The following is a 19,538-nucleotide window of genomic DNA, read 5'->3' as shown; positions in this document are numbered from 1 at the left end:
GAGACGAACACCCGAACGTCGACGAGAAGTCGTCCACAGGGCCGCACGGTGGTCCACAACCCTGGGGGAGGTCGGCACCCGACCATGCACGTCACGCATCTGTCGCTGGCCGACTTCCGCTCGTACGCCCGGGTCGAGGTCCCGCTCGACCCGGGCGTCACCGCGTTCGTGGGTCCCAACGGGCAGGGCAAGACGAACCTGGTCGAGGCGGTCGGCTATCTCGCGACCCTGGGCAGCCACCGGGTGTCGTCGGACGCACCCCTGGTCCGCATGGGCGCCGACCGCGCGGTGATCCGGGCCCAGGTACGGCAGGGCGAGCGGCAGCAGCTGGTCGAGCTGGAGCTGAACCCCGGCAGGGCTAACCGTGCCCGCATCAACAGGTCGTCCCAGGTCAGGCCGCGTGATGTGCTCGGCATCGTGCGGACGGTGCTGTTCGCCCCGGAGGACCTCGCCCTGGTCAAGGGCGATCCCGGGGAGCGGCGGCGCTTCCTCGACGAGCTGATCACCGCGCGGACACCGCGTATGGCGGGCGTGCGCTCCGACTACGAGCGGGTGCTCAAGCAGCGCAACACGCTGCTCAAGTCGGCCGCGCTGGCCCGCAGGCACGGCGGCCGCACCATGGACCTGTCCACGCTCGACGTGTGGGACCAGCACCTCGCGCGCGTGGGCGCCGAACTGCTCGCCCAGCGCCTGGATCTGGTCGCCGCGATCCAGCCCCTCGCCGACAAGGCCTACGAGCAGCTGGCACCGGGGGGCGGACCTGTGAGTCTGGAATACAAACCCTCCTCTCCCGGCCTCGTCGGCCACGCGCGCGAGGAGCTGTACGAGCAGCTGATGGCCGCCCTGGCCGAGAGCCGCAAGCAGGAGATCGAGCGGGGCGTCACCCTCGTGGGACCCCACCGGGACGATGTGAATCTCAAACTCGGTGAGCTGCCCGCCAAGGGGTACGCCTCGCACGGCGAGTCCTGGTCCTACGCCCTGGCGCTGCGGCTGGCCTCGTACGATCTGCTGCGGGCCGAGGGGAACGAGCCCGTGCTGATCCTGGACGACGTCTTCGCCGAGCTGGACACCCGTCGGCGGGAGCGGCTGGCGGAGCTGGTCGCGCCGGGCGAGCAGGTCCTGGTGACCGCCGCGGTCGACGACGACGTACCGGACGTACTGACAGGGACGCGGTACGTCGTGTCCGACGGGACGGTGGAGCGCGTATGAGCGGATCCGAGGGAATCCCGACACCGCCCGAGCCCTCCGGCGTGGATCTCGCGCGCGTGGCGCTGCGGGCCGCGAAGGAGGCCGCACGCGCGCGTGGTGAGGCCACCCAGCAGAAGAAGCAGGCCAGGCGCGGCGGAGGACTGCGCTCCGGCGCCCGTGCCGACGGCCGCGATCCGATGCCGCTCGGGCCCGCCATCAACCGTCTGATCACCGAGCGGGGCTGGGAGACGCCGGCCGCCGTCGGCGGGGTCATGGGCCGGTGGCCGCAGATCGTCGGCGACGACCTGGCCCGACGATGCGTACCGGAGCGGTACGACGAGGACGAGCGGGTCCTGCATGTGCGGTGCGACTCGACGGCCTGGGCGACCAACGTGCGGCTGCTGGCTCCGCAACTGGTCGCCCGGCTCAACGAGGATCTCGGGCACGGCACCGTACAGCTGCTGAAGGTCCACGGTCCCGCCGGCTCCACCCGTCGCTACGGGCCCCTGCGGGCCCCGGGCAGTACCGGGCCAGGCGATACCTACGGGTGACCGTAGTCACATTTTCGGGTGCTCGCGCGCCCCTGACCGGGGGGTCCGCGCCGCCCCGTGCGCACCCGTGCGCTCCGGCGTGTGTCGTCGCGTGCGGTTGCGAACGTGGACGTGACCCGGGAGTAGCAAAGGGTTGACACCCGGAAGCGCTGAGTGCCGCTGTGAGCCTCTTGGAGCCCCGCTCCCCATATGGGGAGTCGGGAGAGACCGGTTCAGGGCGGCACATGCGGACTCAGGTACCGGCAAACCCCCATCACTGTCGGCGCTACCGGTAGACTGGAAGCTAATCACGCCCCATTCGTGGGGACCGCTTCGGTAACACCGTTCAACCCAGACAAAGGCTTCCACCGCAACGCCGCAGCCGCTCCGGCAAACCCGCCGGGAGCCTGGCTTGTGCTGTGCCAGAAAGGGCGCTTCGTGGCCGATTCCGGCAACCCCAACGAGAACATCCTGTCCAACGAGGCCCCGGCTGGAGTCGCCGAGGCCTCGACCCCGGCGTACGACGCCAGCGCCATCACCGTCCTCGAGGGCTTGGACGCGGTCCGCAAGCGCCCCGGTATGTACATCGGTTCAACCGGTGAGCGCGGACTTCACCACCTGGTGCAAGAGGTCGTCGACAACTCGGTCGACGAGGCGCTGGCCGGCCACGCGGACACCATCGACGTCACGATCCTCGCCGACGGCGGCGTGCGGGTCGTCGACAACGGCCGTGGCATCCCGGTCGGCATCGTCCCCTCCGAGGGCAAGCCGGCCGTCGAGGTCGTGCTGACGGTCCTGCACGCGGGCGGCAAGTTCGGCGGCGGCGGTTACGCGGTCTCCGGCGGTCTGCACGGCGTGGGTGTCTCCGTCGTGAACGCCCTGTCGACCAGGGTGTCCGTCGAGATCAAGACCGATGGCCACCGCTGGACCCAGGACTACAAGTTGGGCGTCCCGACGGCCCCGCTTGCCCAGCACGAGGCCACGGACGAGCACGGCACCACGGTCACCTTCTGGGCCGACCCGGACATCTTCGAGACCACCGAGTACTCCTTCGAGACGCTCTCGCGGCGCTTCCAGGAGATGGCGTTCCTCAACAAGGGTCTGCGGATCAACCTAGCCGACGAGCGTGAGTCGGCGAAGGCCACGGCCGGGGCGGACGAGGCGGGTGAGGACGAGAAGTACGAGGTCAAGAGCGTCTCGTACCACTACGAGGGCGGCATCGTCGACTTCGTGAAGTACCTCAACTCCCGCAAGGGAGACGTGGTGCACCCCACCGTGATCGACCTCGAGGCCGAGGACAAGGACAGGAGCCTGTCCCTCGAACTCGCGATGCAGTGGAACGGTGGCTACACCGAGGGTGTCTACTCCTTCGCGAACATCATCCACACGCACGAGGGCGGTACGCACGAAGAGGGCTTCCGCGCGGCGCTGACGAACCTGGTCAACAAGTACGCGCGCGAGAAGAAGCTCCTGCGTGAGAAGGACGACAACCTCACGGGTGACGACATCCGCGAGGGTCTGACGGCGATCATCTCGGTGAAGCTGAGCGAGCCGCAGTTCGAGGGCCAGACCAAGACCAAGCTGGGCAACACCGAGGTGAAGACCTTCGTCCAGAAGGTCGTCTACGAGCACCTGAACGACTGGCTGGACCGCAATCCGGTCGAGGCGGCGGACATCGTCCGCAAGGGCATCCAGGCGGCCACCGCGCGCGTGGCGGCCCGCAAGGCCCGGGACCTCACCCGGCGCAAGGGCCTGCTGGAGACGGCGTCCCTGCCGGGCAAGCTCTCCGACTGCCAGTCGAACGACCCCATCAAGTGCGAGATCTTCATCGTCGAGGGTGACTCCGCCGGCGGCTCGGCCAAGTCCGGCCGGAACCCCGAGTACCAGGCGATCCTCCCCATCCGCGGCAAGATCCTCAACGTGGAGAAGGCCAGGATCGACAAGATCCTGCAGAACCAGGAGATCCAGGCGCTGATCTCGGCCTTCGGCACCGGAGTCCACGAGGACTTCGACATCGAGAAGCTGCGCTATCACAAGATCATCCTGATGGCGGACGCCGACGTCGACGGCCAGCACATCAACACCCTGCTGCTGACCTTCCTGTTCCGCTTCATGCGGCCGCTGGTCGAGGCCGGCCACGTGTTCCTGTCCCGCCCGCCGCTCTACAAGATCAAGTGGGGTCGGGAGGACATCGAGTACGCGTACTCCGACCGCGAGCGTGACGCGCTGATCGAGATGGGCCGTCAGCGCGGCAAGCGCATCCGCGAGGACTCGATCCAGCGCTTCAAGGGTCTCGGCGAGATGAACGCCGAGGAACTGCGCATCACGACGATGGACCAGGAGCACCGCGTCCTCGGCCAGGTCACGCTCGACGACGCCGCCCAGGCCGACGACCTCTTCTCGGTCCTGATGGGCGAGGACGTCGAGGCCCGCCGCGCGTTCATCCAGCGCAACGCCAAGGACGTCCGCTTCCTCGACATCTGAGTCGGTCTCAGCTGACCGCACAGGGAAGGATCTTCACCAGCAATGGCCGACCAGAACATTCCAGTGACGCCTGAAGAGGGCGGCGAGATCGTCATGCGTGTCGAGCCCGTCGGGCTCGAGACCGAGATGCAGCGCTCGTACCTCGACTACGCGATGTCCGTCATCGTGTCCCGCGCGCTGCCCGACGTACGCGACGGTCTCAAGCCCGTCCACCGCCGTGTCCTGTACGCGATGTACGACGGCGGCTACCGGCCCGAGAAGGGCTTCTACAAGTGCGCCCGTGTCGTCGGCGACGTCATGGGCAACTACCACCCGCACGGTGACTCCTCGATCTACGACGCGCTGGTCCGCCTCGCGCAGCCGTGGTCGATGCGGATGCCGCTGGTGGACTCCAACGGCAACTTCGGTTCTCCGGGCAACGACCCGGCGGCGGCCATGCGCTACACCGAGTGCAAGATGGCGCCGCTGTCGATGGAGATGGTCCGTGACATCGACGAGGAGACCGTCGACTTCACGGACAACTACGACGGGCGCTCCCAGGAGCCGACAGTCCTGCCGGCCCGCTTCCCGAACCTGCTGATCAACGGCTCGGCCGGTATCGCGGTCGGCATGGCGACCAACATCCCGCCGCACAACCTCCGCGAGGTCGCGGCCGGCGCCCAGTGGTACCTGGAGAACCCCGAGGCCTCCCACGAGGAGCTCCTGGACGCGCTGATCGAGCGCATCAAGGGCCCCGACTTCCCGACCGGCGCCCTGGTGGTCGGCCGCAAGGGCATCGAGGAGGCGTACCGCACGGGCCGGGGCTCCATCACGATGCGCGCGGTCGTCGAGGTCGAGGAGATCCAGAACCGCCAGTGCCTGGTGGTCACGGAGCTGCCGTACCAGACCAACCCGGACAACCTCGCGCAGAAGATCGCCGACCTCGTGAAGGACGGCAAGATCGGCGGCATCGCGGACGTCCGTGACGAGACGTCGTCCCGCACGGGCCAGCGCCTGGTCATCGTCCTGAAGCGCGACGCGGTCGCCAAGGTCGTGCTGAACAACCTGTACAAGCACACGGACCTGCAGACCAACTTCGGCGCCAACATGCTGGCGCTGGTCGACGGCGTGCCGCGCACCCTCTCCCTGGACGCGTTCATCCGTCATTGGGTGACGCACCAGATCGAGGTCATCGTCCGCCGCACGAAGTTCCGGCTGCGCAAGGCAGAGGAGCGGGCGCACATCCTGCGCGGCCTGCTGAAGGCCCTGGACGCCATCGACGAGGTCATCGCGCTGATCCGGCGCAGCGACACCGTCGACATCGCGCGCACGGGCCTGATGGACCTCCTGGAGATCGACGAGATCCAGGCCAACGCCATCCTCGAGATGCAGCTGCGCCGCCTCGCCGCCCTGGAACGTCAGAAGATCATCCAGGAGCACGACGAACTCCAGGCGAAGATCCGCGAGTACAACGAGATCCTCGCGTCCCCGGTCCGTCAGCGCGGCATCGTCAGCGCGGAACTCGCCGCGATCGTCGAGAAGTTCGGTGACGACCGCAAGACGATGCTGGTGCCCTACGACGGTGACATGTCCATCGAGGACCTCATCGCCGAGGAGGACATCGTCGTCACCGTCTCGCGCGGCGGTTACGTCAAGCGCACCAAGGCGGTCGACTACCGCGCCCAGAAGCGCGGCGGCAAGGGCGTACGCGGCACGAAGCTCAAGGAAGACGACATCGTCGACCACTTCTTCGTGTCCACGACCCACCACTGGTTGCTGTTCTTCACCAACAAGGGGCGCGTCTACCGGGCCAAGGCCTACGAACTGCCCGATGCCGGACGTGACGCGCGTGGACAGCACGTCGCCAACCTGCTGGCCTTCCAGCCGGACGAGGCGATCGCCGAGATCCTCGCGATCCGCGACTACGAGGCCACGCCCTACCTGGTGCTCGCCACCAAGGGCGGTCTTGTGAAGAAGACGCCTCTGAAAGATTACGATTCGCCCCGTTCCGGTGGTGTCATCGCCATCAACCTCCGTGAGAAAGAGGACGGTTCGGACGATGAACTGATCGGAGCCGAACTTGTATCGGCAGAAGATGACATCCTTCTGATCAGCAAGAAGGCACAATCGATCCGCTTCACCGCGACGGACGAGGCACTGCGGCCCATGGGCCGTGCCACCTCGGGTGTCAAGGGCATGAGTTTCCGCGAGGGCGACGAGCTGCTCTCGATGAATGTTGTTCGACCCGGTACGTTCGTGTTCACTGCCACAGACGGCGGGTACGCGAAGCGGACCGGCGTCGACGAGTACCGCGTCCAGGGTCGCGGTGGCCTCGGTATCAAGGCCGCCAAGATCGTCGAGGACCGCGGTTCGCTCGTGGGCGCGCTGGTGGTCGAGGAGACCGACGAGATCCTCGCCATCACGCTGTCGGGCGGTGTGATTCGTACGCGAGTCAACGAGATCAGGGAAACCGGCCGTGACACCATGGGCGTCCAACTGATCAACCTGGGCAAGCGCGATGCCGTGGTCGGCATCGCTCGTAACGCCGAGGCGGGGCGGGAGGCGGAGGAGGTCGACGGCGACGAGGCTGTCGACGAGACCGCCGAGGGTGCCGCGACGACCGGTACGGACGAGGGTGAGGCGCCCTCGTCCGAGTAGCACGAGGAGTGAGTCAGCGTGAGCGGAGCCACGGGCGCCGGGTCGTCCGGTACTTCGGCCGGCACTTCGACCGGGTCGGAGGCGGACGGCGGCGGCCGTGGCTCCGCCGCGCGTGCGATGGACACGCACACGACCCAGCTGAAAGCGATCAAGACGGGCGCGACGGACTCGGCCGCGCCCGCGCCGTCGACCGAGAAGGCTGGACCCCAGGGGGGAGCCGTGACGGACGCTCGTGGTCCGCAGGCCAAGCAGGCGGCGCCGGCGAGCCCGTCCGCGCCTGCGGCCGGGCCCGCCCGCCCGGCTCCGCCGCAGCCCCAGCCTGCCGCCCAGGCGCAGTCCGGCGGCTCCGCGCTGCCGGGTGAACGGCAGTCGCCGCAGCAGTCCGGCCCGTACCACCCGCCGCAGGCGTACCAGCCGGCGCCGGAGGGTTCGTCCCGCCAGCCGCGCACGGGGGCGCGCACGACGCCGCGTACGCGCAAGGCACGGCTGAGAGTGGCCAAGGCCGACCCGTGGTCCGTGATGAAGGTCAGCTTCCTGCTCTCCATCGCCCTCGGCATCTGCACGGTCGTCGCGGCCGCGGTGCTGTGGATGGTCATGAACGCGATGGGTGTGTTCTCCTCGGTGGGCGCCACCATCTCCGAGGCCACCGGCTCGAACGAGTCCAACGGTTTCGACCTGCAGTCGTTCCTGTCGCTGCCCAACGTGCTGGTCTTCACCACGATCATCGCGGTCATCGACGTCGTCCTCGCGACGGCCCTGGCCACTCTCGGCGCCTTCATCTACAACATCTCGGCGGCCTTCGTCGGAGGCATCGAGCTGACGCTCGCCGAGGACGAGTGAGCTCGGTGACTCCATAGGGACGGCTGACGGGAACGGCCTCCGGGGACGGTGTCGAACACCGTCCCCGCCAAGGTCCCCCACCGCCTCGCGGGCCCCCTCCGGGTATCGATTTTGGGACTCCCCACGTCGTGCGCTAATCTTCAGGAGTCAGCGCGCGGGACACACACCGCAGAGCGCGGCGGGGCTATAGCTCAGTTGGTTAGAGCGCATCCCTGATAAGGATGAGGCCACAGGTTCAAATCCTGTTAGCCCCACCAGCCTGAAGACCCTCGACCGATAACGGTTGAGGGTCTTCGTCGTTCCAGGCGCCGGCCGATGGGTGGTGATGCGGGAGCCCCCGGCCATTTCGGCCGGGGGCTCCCGTTGTTCTGTCGCGGTCGTTCTCCGCGCGTGTTCTGTGTTCTGTGTGCTCGTGCTCGTGCTCGTGCTTGGGCTTGTGCTGTCTGCTGGTTCTGCGAGGCGTCGTACGCAAGATCGCCACGGTGTGGTGCGTTCTGTTGCCTGGGTCGGATCAGCGCTGGAGGGGTGCGACGGGTCGCTCGGCCTGCGAGAGGGAAGGCTCCAGGGCGGTCGCGTTCGTGGCTGCCGATTCGAGGAGCGCGCGGTGGCGGCAGGAGGGGGAGGAGCCGTGGGCCTCGGCGCGGATGCGTTGCTTCATCGTGGGAGGCAGTGCGCGGTCTTGGGGCCGGGCCGGTAGAGACATCGCCGCCGGCGTCGTCGTGGGGGCCGCGCAGTTGCGAGTGGTTCCGGTCTGCGGTACCGCGGCCGACGCCGTGGTCGTGATCAGTCCGAGCGCCGTGCACAGCGCCAGGACGGCGGTGACGATGGCGGTCCACAGCTTCATGACCTTGTTCTGGGCCACGGCCCCTCACTTTCGGGTTGGGCGATTTGCGTACTTTCCTCATGATGTGTATGTGGGCTCCGAAATCATGTACCGACGCCCTTGGCGCGTGGATCGTCGGATGAACACCACTCGGATGGGCGCAAGGGCCTCGCAAAGCTCCAGGGAGCCCGTACGCGGCCGCAGAGTGCGCTGGCCGCTGTGGCCGCTGTGGCCGAGGGAGGGTGCGAGGTGGGGTGGGTGGGGCCGAGGGGTACCCGCGGGTTCGTCGAGGTGTGCGAGAGGTGAGGGACCTGTGTGATGAACCTGCGATCGGAACAGCTGCATCCGGTTGTATTGCGGTCTTCCCGGCGGCAGTTGAGGGGCGGACGCAGGTCACCGATCGGTATCGGTCGGTGTGTATAGTCGGGCGCCAGAGGTCCCCTACGTCAAGGAAAGACGAGGTCGCGCGGTGAAGAAGCTTCTCCTGGTCGCACTGGCCGCCATCGGCGGGCTCCTCGTGTACCGCCAGATCCAGGCGGATCGCGCCGAGCAGGACCTGTGGACGGAGGCTACTGACTCCGTGCCCACGGGTTCGTGAACATCGACATCAGTCTCAGAGCAGACCCCGGCCGCGCTCGCGGTCGGGGTTTTGTGTCGCCCGGGCGCATCACCCCTACTCTTCCCGGACATTCCTGAGCATTTCGTCGTGGCCGGATTCGCGTAGGCGAACGATGTGATTGCCCAGGCGAAGCAGGGAGTCGAGCAGAGGCCGTTTTCGGCCGCTCCTTCCCAGGAACGAGGGCACCGACGGGTACGGCCCGGCAGGATGGGCGCATTCACTCCAGGCTTTCTTCCGGGCAGTTCTTCCGGCCTTTCCTGCGGCCTTCGACTTCGGAGCCGCGACTTCGGTCTACGACGAGGGGTGGCGCGTGATGAGGCGGCGCACGGGCTGGTGGCGAACCGCGGCAGCCGTGGGAGCGGCCCTGTGCGCGGCGACCATGCCGGCCGGACCCGCGGCTGCCGCTGACGCGCCCGCTCCGTACGGCTACGCCGACGGAGCGAGGACGGTCGAGGGAGCCACGAGCAGCACGGGCGCCGGGCGGCTGGCGGCCGGCGGGACATACCGCAGCTCCATCGGGCCAGGCGGGAAGCTCTACTACCGCCTCGATCTCGGTGCCGCCGCCAACGCGTACGTCTCGGCCACGGTCGTACCCGACGCCGGAGCGGCGGTCGCCTCGGCGGACGGCATCAGGGTCTCTCTGCAGGACGCGGACGCCCATCGCTGCTCGTACGAGACCGCCCGCTTCGGTCCGACCCGCAGTGCGCACCCCGTCACCGCCTGGGCCTCGCGTGAGATCGGCAGCGACGAGTACATGTGTCAGGAGGCGGGGACGTACTACGTCGTCGTCGAACGGGTCGGCGGCGCGGGCTCTGGAAGCGGTACGGGGACGGGGCCGGGCTCGGAGTCCGGTTCGGCTTCCGGTTCGGCTTCCGGTTCGGCTTCCGGTTCGGTGTCGGGTTCGCCCTCGGCCGACGCGTCGGAGGAATGGGGGCTGGAGCTCGGCTTCGTGTCGGAGCCCGCTGTGACGAAGGGCGGTTCGACGCGTGCTCCCGACACCTTCGACTCCGCACCGCCCGCAAGCCTGTCCGGCGACCCAGAGCGCCGAAGCGGCGGAAGCGGCTTCGCCACGGCGAGCCCAGTGGGGCAGGGCGTCTGGCAGGACGAGGCCGGCATCAGGGCCGGGGAGACGCTCTTCTACAAGGTGCCCGTCGGCTGGGGACAGCAGCTCCACGTCACTGCAGAACTGGGCAGCACGACGGGCGGCGACGGGTACGTGGGCAACGCCTTCGTCCTGTCGCTCTACAACCCCGTACGTGGCTTCGTGGACGACAGAACCGCCAACTACGGGGGCGAACAACAATCCACCGCCCTCGACCCGCTGCCGCCCGTCGCGTACGAGAACCGTTTCTCCCTCGACGACGAAGTGAGCGGGATGCGGTTCGCCGGCTGGTACTACCTGGCCCTGCACCTGGGGACATCGGTCGCGGACCGGTACGGCGAAAAACCCCTGGGGCTGACCCTGCGGGTGCGGCTGGGGGGCCAGGCCGAGGCCGGGCCGGGATATCTCGGCATCTCCGAGCCGCGTGGCGTCTTCGAGGTCACCGCGGAGGACCGGGAGGCCGCGGAGAGCGGGGCCACGGGGGAGACCTTGGACGGTGCGGGGGACAGCGGTGGCCGGGAGGACGCGCAGACGTCCGACGGCGGGGAGGCTTCGGGCGACGCCTCCGGAGGAAACCGGCGTCTCGCCATGACGGTGGTCGCGGCGGGTGGCATCGGTACGGGGAGCCTGCTGGTGTTCGGACTCGTGGTGTGGACACGCGTGGCGCGCCGGCGGGCGTCCGCCGACGTGAGGACGGAGGCGGAGCGACCCAAGGCGAGCACGGCACCGCGGGGGCGGCACGGTGCGTCCCGGGGCTGGTGAGGCGTTCCGGGGGCCGTTCTGTGGGTCGTTCCGTGGGCTTGGGCTGTTCCGGGAGTGGCAGGGCGCTCAGCCGCGTCGCGGAGCCAGGTCAGAGCTGGCCCAGGGCCCAGAAACCCACCGCGAAGCAGGCCAGTGCGAGCAGCAGGACCGGGATGACCACCTTGAGGGGAGGACCCGGACGGCGTCGTGGAAGCGCCCTCGATCGCCGTGGAACCTGAGGCGGCCGAGCGGTGTATGAACCAGTAGAGGCGTAAGCGTGCTGCTGCACCGCCGTGGTCGGGGCCTGAGCGAGGCCCAGCGGCGTGTGCGACTGGGGGGAGGGCACATGCGGGGGTTCGACATTCTGCGCTGGGGCGGCCTGTACGGGCGTCACGGCAGGGGGAGTGGACTGCTGCTCGAGGTGGTGCTCTGGGTAGCCCGGGTCGGGGCTGCGCTGCTGCTCCGCCTGTCGCAGCGGTGCGTGGGCGGTGAGTATCTGGGGCGGCGGCAGATGGAAACTGCCGGTGTCCGACATCGAGGACGGCCGCGGGGGTACGGGATCGCGTTCGGGTCGCGGGGGTACGGGGGCGGGGGGCGCCTCGGGCGATATGTGACCGGTCTGCGGCGGAGACGCCGGAGAGGCTGGGGGCGAGGAGGCGGCATCGTGAAACCGATGCTCGGTGCCGGTGCCGGTGCCGGTGCCGGTGCCGGTGCCGGTGCCGGAGGTGGCGGAGTCGGTCTGGGGTGGGGCGGCCGTGGGCATGGGCGGCGGCGATATGGGTCCCGTGTGCCGGGGCTGGAGTCCGGAAGCTGTGGACGGTGCGGGGAGCGCGGTGCCTGCGCCGGGCGGGGGCGGCGGGCTCGGGAAAGGCGTTGTGTAGGCGGGCGGATCGTGGGGTGGCGGCGGGGTCGCTTCGGCGCCGGATGGCGAGTTGCCACTCATGTCCGTTGCTGAGGGCCAGGACGGAGACGCCGAGGACGACGAGGACGGTGCAGCCAGATGGGGAGGTGCAACAGCGGACGGAATGGAGGCGGGTGCCGACGGGACGGCAGGCGCGGAAGGAGACGCAGGGGCCTGTCGGCCGAGAGGGTTGGAAGAAGCATCCGCCTCCGAGCCCGCACCTGGGCCTGGGCCCAGGCCGGGAGTTGGTGAGGACGTACCACCGTCCGTCCCCGTACTGCCGGTGCCTGTTCCGGTCTTGTCCAGTCCCGATGCCCTCTGCAGGGGTCCCTCGGGGGCGAACCCTGCGGGCAGCGGGCCGAGTTGGTCGAATACCTCCACCAACTCGTCGTCGGGCCCAGTCTCGGGCAGGAGTTCGGTGGCTGCGGCGAGGGCCTTTCGGGCGCCCGTGGCGGTGCGGAAGCGGGAGTCGGGGTCGGGCTGGAGCAGCGTGGCGATGACCTGCCACAGCGGCTCGGGGATGCCTCGCGGGGCCTTCGGTGTGCCGTGGGCGGCGAAGTGTTCGATGAGGGCCTTGGAGTCGGGTTTCGCGCCCTCCAGGAGGTACAGGGCGACGAGGCCCACCGCGAAGAGGTCGGCCGGGAAATCCGGGTCGGCACCGAGCATCTGCTCGGGAGCGAAGTAACCAGGCGTTCCCACCACGTAGTTGGTCTCCGTCAGGCGCGGTTCGCCCAGGCGCATGGCGATGCCGAAGTCGGACAGGCGCAGGCGGGGCCGGGCCGTGCCGGTGGCCTCCAGCAGCACGTTGGCGGGCTTGATGTCGCGGTGGATGATGCCCTCGGCGTGCACGGCGGCCAGGCCGGACAGCAGCTGATCGAGCAGGCCGCAGACATAGACGGGCGGGAGGGGACCGTAGTCGTTGATGAGGTTGACCAGGGAGCCTCCGGCCACCAGGTCCATGGTGAACAGGACCTTGTCGTCGTCGGCGGCCCAGCTGGCGGGCGCGAGCACATGCGGATGGTCGATGCGGACGGCCTGCTCGCGGACGAAGCGCAGCAGGGCGTGCGCGTCACGCTGTTGCAGCACCTTGGCGGCCACATAGCGGCGGCGGCGGTGGTCCCAGGTGCGCCAGACCGCGCCGACTCCCCCGCGTCCGATCGGGTCGACCAGTTCGTACCGGCCGGCGAAGACCTCACCCATGGCTGTGCGTCGTTCCCCCTTCGGCTCCCCCGTGGTTGCCCGTCGGCGGAGGACACGGCCATTTCGCCGCCCTCCGCAGAGCCGGCTCGCACGTGCCCGGCCTTCTCCGGAGCTTGATTCCGCGCCTCTGTCTCCCTGCCGCCTTCCGCTGTGTCCACCGGCTCTCCTGGAGCCTACGTCCACGTCTCCAGGGCTCAAGAGGGGCCTACAGAACCCTCGTCCCCTTTTCGGCCTCGGCCCGGCCGCCGAACCCCCTTTCGGGGACCGGGCCTTGGGCTCAGCTCTGGTGGGACTGGTAGTGCGCCACCGCGTCCGAGGTGCGGCCCGCGCCGTACACCCGGAGGAACTCTGCCAGTTCCGGGTGGGTCGGGGCGAGGGTGTCCGCCGCCTCGATGATGTCGCCCGCTGCCGCCACGGAGCGAAGCAGTGACTGGATCTCGCGGACGACCCGCTTGACCGTGGGCGCGCCCGAACTCGTCGTCGACTGCGTGGTGTTGCTGAGCACCGATCCCCCCTGTGACTTCTTGATCTCGTCCATGCGCTCGGTCGCCTCGGCGGCACTCACGCTGCCGTCCGCGACCTGACCCGCCAGGTCCTGCAGCAACTGCACCCGCTGGACCACCGCCGGGTTGCCGATCTTGGCACGCTGACCGCTCATCAGCTGCGACAGCATCGGTGCGGACAGGCCCAGCACCCCCGCGAGACGGGCCTGGTTGAGTCCCAGGTCCTCGATGAGCCTACGGAAAAGCGCCCCCAGCGGCTCTCCGTACCAGTTCCGCTGCAGCTCCCGGGCTCTTGCGGTCGCTTCCTGCTGTGCGGCGTCCATTGCGTCTCCCCATCGCTTCCCCAAATACCGTGGTTCGCTGTAGCGAACCACGACGAGCATCTTACGGAGAGTGGTCGTTCACGGGGACCCCCAATCTTTTTGCGAGATCCCGGGGGTGACCCGGTACTCTGGTCTGCGAAGCCCCCCGGTGGTCGGTTGTTCCGGGTGGATGCTTCGCCTCCGGGGCCTTAGCTCAGTTGGTAGAGCGCTGTCTTTGCATGGCAGATGTCAGGGGTTCGACTCCCCTAGGCTCCACAGCGGAGTGACCGGGCCGGATGTCGTAGGACATCCGGCCCGGTCTTTTTGTTGCCCTCCGTGAGGGGCTGGTCGGTGCTGTTTCGGGTGAGGGTCGTCGCGATCGCTATCTGTGCACTGAGGCGGGAAGGGGCCGCTGGAACGGGGCGACGCACGTCGGCGGGTGCTGGTGTACGCATATGCGAAAACGGTGCTCTGCGTCACAAGCAGGTGCGGCGGAATGTGTGCCTCACCCTTTGCAACCGGACCAACACATTCCGGCCGACGGGTTCCTGGGTCGCCGACGTCAGGACTGTTTCACGTGAAACAGCCCTGTGGGGCAGAAGACCTGCAAGTCTTCTGCCCCACAGGGCTATTGGACGGTGCCCCGCCGAACGGGCCTCCGGGCAGAACCGGGCCACGAGGAAATCGTCGCGGCCCGGCCAGTGGCCTGTGAAAATGACGTCGCCCGCCGGTACGTCGCCCGCCGGTCCTCAGGGGCGGTTGTCGCGGTCGGCGGCTTCCTCCTCGGCCTGCTTGGCCTGGACCTCCGGGTCGAGGACGGACTGACCGCTGCCGTCGACGGAGGACAGGTGACCGGAGTCGGAGACCTCGGTGGCGGCGGGCGGCTCGACCAACCAGTCGGGGTTGGCCTGCTTGTCCCACCACTTCCAGGCGGCGAACGCGCCACCGGCCAGGACGCCCATCACGGCCAGACCCTTGACGGCGCGGCCGAGCCGTGCGCGGCGCTGTTGCCTGCGGACCAGCCTCTGGATCTGCTGGGGCGAGACCTGTCCACGCAGTGCGGCCAGGGCCGCGACGCTCCGGGCGGTGGCTTCCTCACGGACCGGCCCGGCGGCGGCCACGGCCTGCTCGATGCGGGGACGGGAATAGTCGGCGGCCTGACGAGCCGCCTTACGGGTGCGGACGGCGGCTTCATGGGCCGCCTGATCGACTTTCGGCGGCACATGCGTGCGGGCCTGCTCAAGACGCGGGACGACCAGGGCGCCGTACTGGACGCGTGCCTGCTCCGCGGCCTGCGACACCTTCGGCGCGATCAGCACGCGTGCCTCGTGCGCGTAGTGCGAAGCCTTGTCCTTGGCTGTGTCGGCGTAGGGCGCCACCACTTCCGCGGCGTGCAGCACGCTGTCCTTTGCCGAGCCGGTCGCGGCGCGCACGCTCTCGATGCGGGTCACGGGATCCTCCTCCTCGGTGGCGTACGTAATTCGACTTTCCACCCTTTTGGGGATCATGCCTCTCGGAGCGATCCGGGGCATGTGCGGGCGGGCATCCGGGTCATGGGCGCCGACTCCGGCTGATCATCGAGCGGGAGCCGTTCTGAACCGGTCCGTGCAACAGAGTCCGTGCAATAGAGGATGAATACGGGACAACGGGAACTTGTCCACGACAGTGCCGACAATGCCACGGATCGCCGCGAAGCGCGCCGCTACCGGGGGTACTCGGCCGGTTTTCCGCGCCCCTCCTCGTACGAGAGCGCGGGCGTCGGGGGACGCACGGCGTCGTCCGTGCGAGGATCGGGGGAGTCACAAAGGACAACGGAAGGCAGATCGTGGCAGAGCAGCTGTACGCCACCCTGAAGACCAACCATGGCGACATCGAGGTACGGCTGCTGCCGAACCACGCGCCCAAGACGGTCCGTAACTTCGTCGAGCTCGCCCAGGGCGAGCGTGAGTGGACCAATCCGGCCACCGGCCAGAAGTCCACGGACAAGCTCTACGACGGCACGGTCTTCCACCGGGTCATCAGTGGATTCATGATCCAGGGCGGTGACCCGCTGGGCAACGGCACCGGTGGGCCCGGCTACCAGTTCGCGGACGAGTTCCACCCGGACCTCGCCTTCGACAAGCCCTACCTGCTGGCCATGGCCAACGCCGGTCCGGGCACCAACGGCTCGCAGTTCTTCATCACCGTCTCCCCGACGGCATGGCTGACCCGCAAGCACACCATTTTCGGTGAAGTGGTCGACGCGGCCAGCCAGAAGATCGTGGACGCCATCGCCGGCGCCCAGACGAACCCGCGCACCGACCGCCCGGTCAACGACGTCGTCATCGAGTCGGTCGTCGTCGAGACCCGCCAGGGCTGATTCCGTCGGCGTTCATCGCGACGGCGGAACGCGCAGGGTCCGCGAAGCCGGAACCGAAAGGTTCGGAAGGTCCCCGAAGGGAACCAATCGCCCCGCTCATCCGTAGGGATGGGCGGGGCGACGCGCTCCACACACGCGCAAGGGAAGGGACCCTGATGGACCAGGTGCCGAGCAGTCCGCAGGACGCGCAGAGCCTGCCCACCTGCTACCGGCACCCGGACCGCGAGACGGGCATCCGCTGCACCCGCTGTGAGCGTCCCATCTGCCCCGAGTGCATGGTGAGCGCCTCTGTGGGCTTCCAGTGCCCGGAATGCGTCCGCGGCGGCTCCGGCACCGGCCACGCGCCCTCCGCCTCCGCCCCGCGTACCCTCGCGGGCGGCACCGTCGCCGCCGACCCCCGGCTCCTCACCAAGATCCTGGTCGGCGTGAACCTGTTGCTCTTCCTGGTGCAGCAGGCCGTGGGCGACACCTTCGAAGGCCGGTTCGACCTCATCGGGAGGGCCTGGGACCCGGAACTCGGTTCCTCGCTCCAGGGCGTCGCCGAAGGGCAGTGGTATCGGCTGGTGACGGCGATGTTCCTGCATGGCAGCGTCACCCACATCCTGTTCAACATGCTCAGCCTGTGGTGGATCGGCGGTCCTCTGGAGGCGGCTCTCGGCCGGGCCCGCTATCTGACGCTCTACGTCGTCTCCGGTCTCGCAGGCAGCGCGCTCACCTACCTGCTCGCAGCGCCGAACCAACCGTCGCTCGGTGCGTCCGGCGCCATCTTCGGCCTCTTCGGTGCGACAGGCGTACTCATGCGCCGTCTCAGGTACGACATGCGTCCGTTGATCATCTTGTTGGTGATCAACCTGATCTTCACCTTCAGCCCGATGTTCAACATCGCCTGGGAGGCCCATGTGGGCGGCCTCGTCGGCGGTGTGCTGATCGGCTACGCGATGGTGCACGCACCGCGCGAGCGAAGGGCACTGATCCAGTACGGCGCCTGCGCTCTGGTGCTCGCCGCCGTGGTGATCATGACGGTGATCCGGACGGCACAGCTGACCTGAGGTGATGTCGGAACGTCACCGTTCCACCGCTTCTCGGGCACCGTGACGGCACCGTTGTCCACAGAACGTGGCGGATCTTGTGCATAGGGTGCGGGCGCAGGTGCGCCCCCGGCCGCTCACCTGCGTTCCCGCAGGTCAGGCAGGGGGCGAACATGCTTACGGAAGCCGGTAGGTCAGTCATACCGGCGTCAACGCCCGGTGAGTTATCCACAGATCGTCGTTCTTTTTCCCCACTGTGGAAAACACCTGTGGATAACTCGGTGGATAGCTCTGGGGAGAGCTACTTCCGCCGGGCGGAGACCGCTACTTCCACTGGGTCGAGACGCCGAATCCCGCGGCGATGAAGCCGAAGCCGACCACGATGTTCCAGTTGCCGAGCGCGTCGATCGGCAGCGAGCCGTCGGTCACATAGAAAACCACGATCCAGGCCAGCCCGATGAGGAACATGGCCAGCATGACCGGAGCCACCCAGCCTCGGCTGTTCAGCTTGATGTTCGTGGCCTGCTTGGACGGCGGCGGCGTGTAGTCGGCCTTCTTGCGGATACGTGACTTCGGCACGAGGGTCTCTCCTGTCGATGCGCTGCGTGGCCGCGCAGGGAACTGTGGCGGGCTCCGGGGCAGCGTACAAGGGGACACAGAATGCTCCCCCGGGCGTCCGTTAGCGTAGTGCTTCCGTGGCGCCTAAGGAGATAAGGGTACGTTGAGCAATTCAGCCGACTCCCCCGAGGCCGGTTCCGGCACCTCCCCCGAGGCCGGGTCCGGAGGCTCGGCCGGCACGGGCCCCGATCCCGCCGACCGGAACGACGACCCCTCCGCCCGAGGCGGGTTCCGCCCCGTGCGCGTGCTCACCGTCGGCGTCTTCGCCCTGGCCGGGCTGATCTTCTTCACCAGCTTCGACACCGCCAAGGGCACCGACATCCGCACGGACGCCTCACTGCTGAAGCTCTCCGACCTGATCCAGGAGCGCAGTCACAAGAACGGGCAGCTCGACGAGTCCAACGCGGTTCTCCGGGACGACGTCGAGGCGCTCGCCGAGCGCGACGACGGCAGTACCGAGGCCGAGGACGCCAAGCTCAAGGCCCTGGAGAAGAACGCCGGCACCCAGAAGCTCAGGGGTGAGGCCCTCACCGTCACGCTGAACGACGCCCCGCCGGACGCCACCGCCAAGCTCCCCGGCTACCCCGAGCCGCAGCCCGACTATCTGGTCATCCACCAGCAGGACCTGCAGGCCGTGGTGAACGCCCTGTGGCTGGGCGGCGCCGAGGGCATCAAGGTCATGGACCAGCGGCTGATCTCCACCAGCGCCGTCCGCTGCGTCGGCAACACTCTGATCCTCCAGGGCCGCGTCTACTCGCCCCCGTACAAGATCCAGGCGGTCGGTGACCCGGAGAAGCTGCAGAAGGCGCTCGCCGCGAGCGAGGCGATCCAGAACTACATGGTGTACGTCAACGTCTACGGGCTGGGCTGGAAGGTCACCGAGGACGGACCGGTGACTCTGCCCGGGTACTCGGGCACAGTGGATCTGAAGTACGCCAAGCCCGTGGAGTGACGGCAGCCGGGGGACCCGTGTCGGTGCGCGTGATCGTGAGGACCGTCAGCGAACTCTGCATCACCGTCGGCACCCTGATCGTGCTGTTCGTCGTGTACGTGCTGTTCTGGACGGGCGTGAAGGCCGACACCGAGATGGACCGTCAGGTCGACCTGCTGCAGGACCGGTGGGCGAAGCAGCCGGTGAGGCCGACGTCCGGTGCGGGAGCCTCGGCGGCTCCGGAGCGGCCCGCCCCGTACTCGGACGCCGAGCCCTTCGCGCTCATGTACATCCCCCGCCTCGGTTCCACGTGGAACAAGCCCGTCCTCGAGGGCACGAAGACGGACACTCTCAAAAAAGGGCTCGGACACTACGCGAACACCACGCAGCTGGGGCAGAAGGGGAACTTCGCGGTCGCCGGCCACCGCCGCACCTACGGAGATCCCTTCAAAGATTTTCCCAAGCTGCGCCCCGGTGACGCGGTCGTCCTGTCCGACGGCGCGGACTGGTTCACGTACGTCATCGACAAGGGGCCCTTCCGGACATTGCCCACGGACGTCCAGGTCATCGACCCCGTGCCGACAAAATCCGGGTACACGCGCGAGGGGCGCTATCTGACGCTCACTACGTGCGACCCGGAGTGGGGACACAGTCATCGGCTCGTCGTCTGGGGCCATCTGGATTCCACACAGCCTGTGGAGTCAGGGAAACCGGAGGCACTACGCCGTTAGT

Annotated in this window: 16 protein-coding genes and 2 tRNA genes; 13 read left to right on the top strand and 5 right to left on the bottom strand. The window is 68.5% G+C overall.

All coding sequences use genetic code 11. The features are described 5' to 3' along the window. Positions 1-84 precede the first annotated feature (84 nt). From recF to ACWCRJ_RS01435, 6 genes are all read left to right on the top strand, one after another. A complete protein-coding gene (recF, locus tag ACWCRJ_RS01460; protein WP_005482979.1) occupies positions 85-1,209 on the top strand; it encodes a DNA replication/repair protein RecF in 1,125 nt (374 codons plus the stop codon). Beyond that, a complete protein-coding gene (locus ACWCRJ_RS01455; RefSeq protein WP_179860073.1) occupies positions 1,206-1,739 on the top strand; it encodes a DUF721 domain-containing protein in 534 nt (177 codons plus the stop codon). Before recF ends, ACWCRJ_RS01455 begins: the two co-directional genes overlap by 4 nt. Before the next feature lie 417 nt (positions 1,740-2,156). Then, a complete protein-coding gene (gene gyrB / locus ACWCRJ_RS01450; protein ID WP_450937336.1) occupies positions 2,157-4,202 on the top strand; it encodes a DNA topoisomerase (ATP-hydrolyzing) subunit B in 2,046 nt (681 codons plus the stop codon). Between the two features lie 42 nt (positions 4,203-4,244). Then, positions 4,245-6,839, top strand: a complete 2,595-nt coding sequence (gene gyrA / locus ACWCRJ_RS01445; RefSeq protein WP_450937335.1) for a DNA gyrase subunit A — start codon at positions 4,245-4,247, stop codon at positions 6,837-6,839. A gap of 18 nt (positions 6,840-6,857) precedes the next feature. Next, positions 6,858-7,679, top strand: a complete 822-nt coding sequence (locus ACWCRJ_RS01440; RefSeq protein ID WP_450937334.1) for a DUF3566 domain-containing protein — start codon at positions 6,858-6,860, stop codon at positions 7,677-7,679. Between the two features lie 180 nt (positions 7,680-7,859). After that, a tRNA-Ile gene (locus ACWCRJ_RS01435) sits at positions 7,860-7,936 on the top strand. Positions 7,937-8,190: 254 nt separating this feature from the next. Here the strand turns inward: ACWCRJ_RS01435 and ACWCRJ_RS01430 are convergent. Beyond that, positions 8,191-8,541, bottom strand: a complete 351-nt coding sequence (locus tag ACWCRJ_RS01430) for a DUF6344 domain-containing protein (protein ID WP_450937333.1) — start codon at positions 8,539-8,541, stop codon at positions 8,191-8,193. A gap of 430 nt (positions 8,542-8,971) precedes the next feature. Here ACWCRJ_RS01430 and ACWCRJ_RS01425 point away from each other — a divergent pair, with 430 nt between their 5' ends. Further along, on the top strand, positions 8,972-9,100 hold the full coding sequence (locus ACWCRJ_RS01425) for a DLW-39 family protein (RefSeq protein WP_003999697.1): 129 nt from the start codon (positions 8,972-8,974) through the stop codon (positions 9,098-9,100). Between the two features lie 334 nt (positions 9,101-9,434). Then, complete coding sequence (locus ACWCRJ_RS01420) at positions 9,435-10,985, top strand: hypothetical protein (RefSeq protein WP_450937332.1); 1,551 nt, start codon at positions 9,435-9,437, stop codon at positions 10,983-10,985. An 88-nt stretch (positions 10,986-11,073) separates the two neighbouring features. Here ACWCRJ_RS01420 and ACWCRJ_RS01415 read toward each other — a convergent pair whose 3' ends face one another. Next, positions 11,074-13,065, bottom strand: a complete 1,992-nt coding sequence (locus tag ACWCRJ_RS01415; RefSeq protein ID WP_450937331.1) for a protein kinase domain-containing protein — start codon at positions 13,063-13,065, stop codon at positions 11,074-11,076. Between the two features lie 277 nt (positions 13,066-13,342). Further along, a complete protein-coding gene (locus tag ACWCRJ_RS01410) occupies positions 13,343-13,891 on the bottom strand; it encodes a helix-turn-helix domain-containing protein (protein WP_005482990.1) in 549 nt (182 codons plus the stop codon). Between the two features lie 182 nt (positions 13,892-14,073). Between ACWCRJ_RS01410 and ACWCRJ_RS01405 the strand changes: the two genes are divergently transcribed. Further along, positions 14,074-14,146: transfer RNA gene (locus tag ACWCRJ_RS01405), tRNA-Ala, on the top strand. Positions 14,147-14,619: 473 nt separating this feature from the next. On the opposite strand, the gene ACWCRJ_RS01400 is transcribed toward ACWCRJ_RS01405, so the two are convergent. Beyond that, on the bottom strand, positions 14,620-15,321 hold the full coding sequence (locus tag ACWCRJ_RS01400; RefSeq protein WP_450937330.1) for a DUF5324 family protein: 702 nt from the start codon (positions 15,319-15,321) through the stop codon (positions 14,620-14,622). Positions 15,322-15,695: 374 nt separating this feature from the next. Here ACWCRJ_RS01400 and ACWCRJ_RS01395 point away from each other — a divergent pair, with 374 nt between their 5' ends. Together ACWCRJ_RS01395 and ACWCRJ_RS01390 are read left to right on the top strand one after the other, a co-directional pair. Beyond that, positions 15,696-16,229, top strand: a complete 534-nt coding sequence (locus ACWCRJ_RS01395) for a peptidylprolyl isomerase (protein WP_005482992.1) — start codon at positions 15,696-15,698, stop codon at positions 16,227-16,229. A gap of 155 nt (positions 16,230-16,384) precedes the next feature. Continuing rightward, complete coding sequence (locus tag ACWCRJ_RS01390; RefSeq protein ID WP_450937329.1) at positions 16,385-17,278, top strand: rhomboid family intramembrane serine protease; 894 nt, start codon at positions 16,385-16,387, stop codon at positions 17,276-17,278. A gap of 303 nt (positions 17,279-17,581) precedes the next feature. Here ACWCRJ_RS01390 and crgA read toward each other — a convergent pair whose 3' ends face one another. Further along, positions 17,582-17,836 carry a cell division protein CrgA gene (crgA, locus tag ACWCRJ_RS01385; RefSeq protein ID WP_013002230.1) on the bottom strand — a complete coding sequence of 85 codons (255 nt, stop codon included), beginning with the start codon at positions 17,834-17,836 and terminating at the stop codon, positions 17,582-17,584. Between the two features lie 142 nt (positions 17,837-17,978). Here crgA and ACWCRJ_RS01380 point away from each other — a divergent pair, with 142 nt between their 5' ends. Both ACWCRJ_RS01380 and ACWCRJ_RS01375 read left to right on the top strand, forming a co-directional pair. Continuing rightward, entirely contained in the window at positions 17,979-18,827 is an 849-nt protein-coding gene (locus ACWCRJ_RS01380; RefSeq protein ID WP_450937328.1) for a DUF881 domain-containing protein, read from the top strand. A gap of 23 nt (positions 18,828-18,850) precedes the next feature. After that, positions 18,851-19,537, top strand: a complete 687-nt coding sequence (locus tag ACWCRJ_RS01375; protein WP_450937327.1) for a class E sortase — start codon at positions 18,851-18,853, stop codon at positions 19,535-19,537. The last annotated feature ends 1 nt before the right edge of the window (position 19,538 follow it).

The sequence above is a fragment of the Streptomyces sp. NPDC002324 genome, assembly GCF_053593335.1.
Note: the sequence above shows the minus strand (reverse complement) of the source record. Positions and strands in the feature narration are given on the sequence as shown.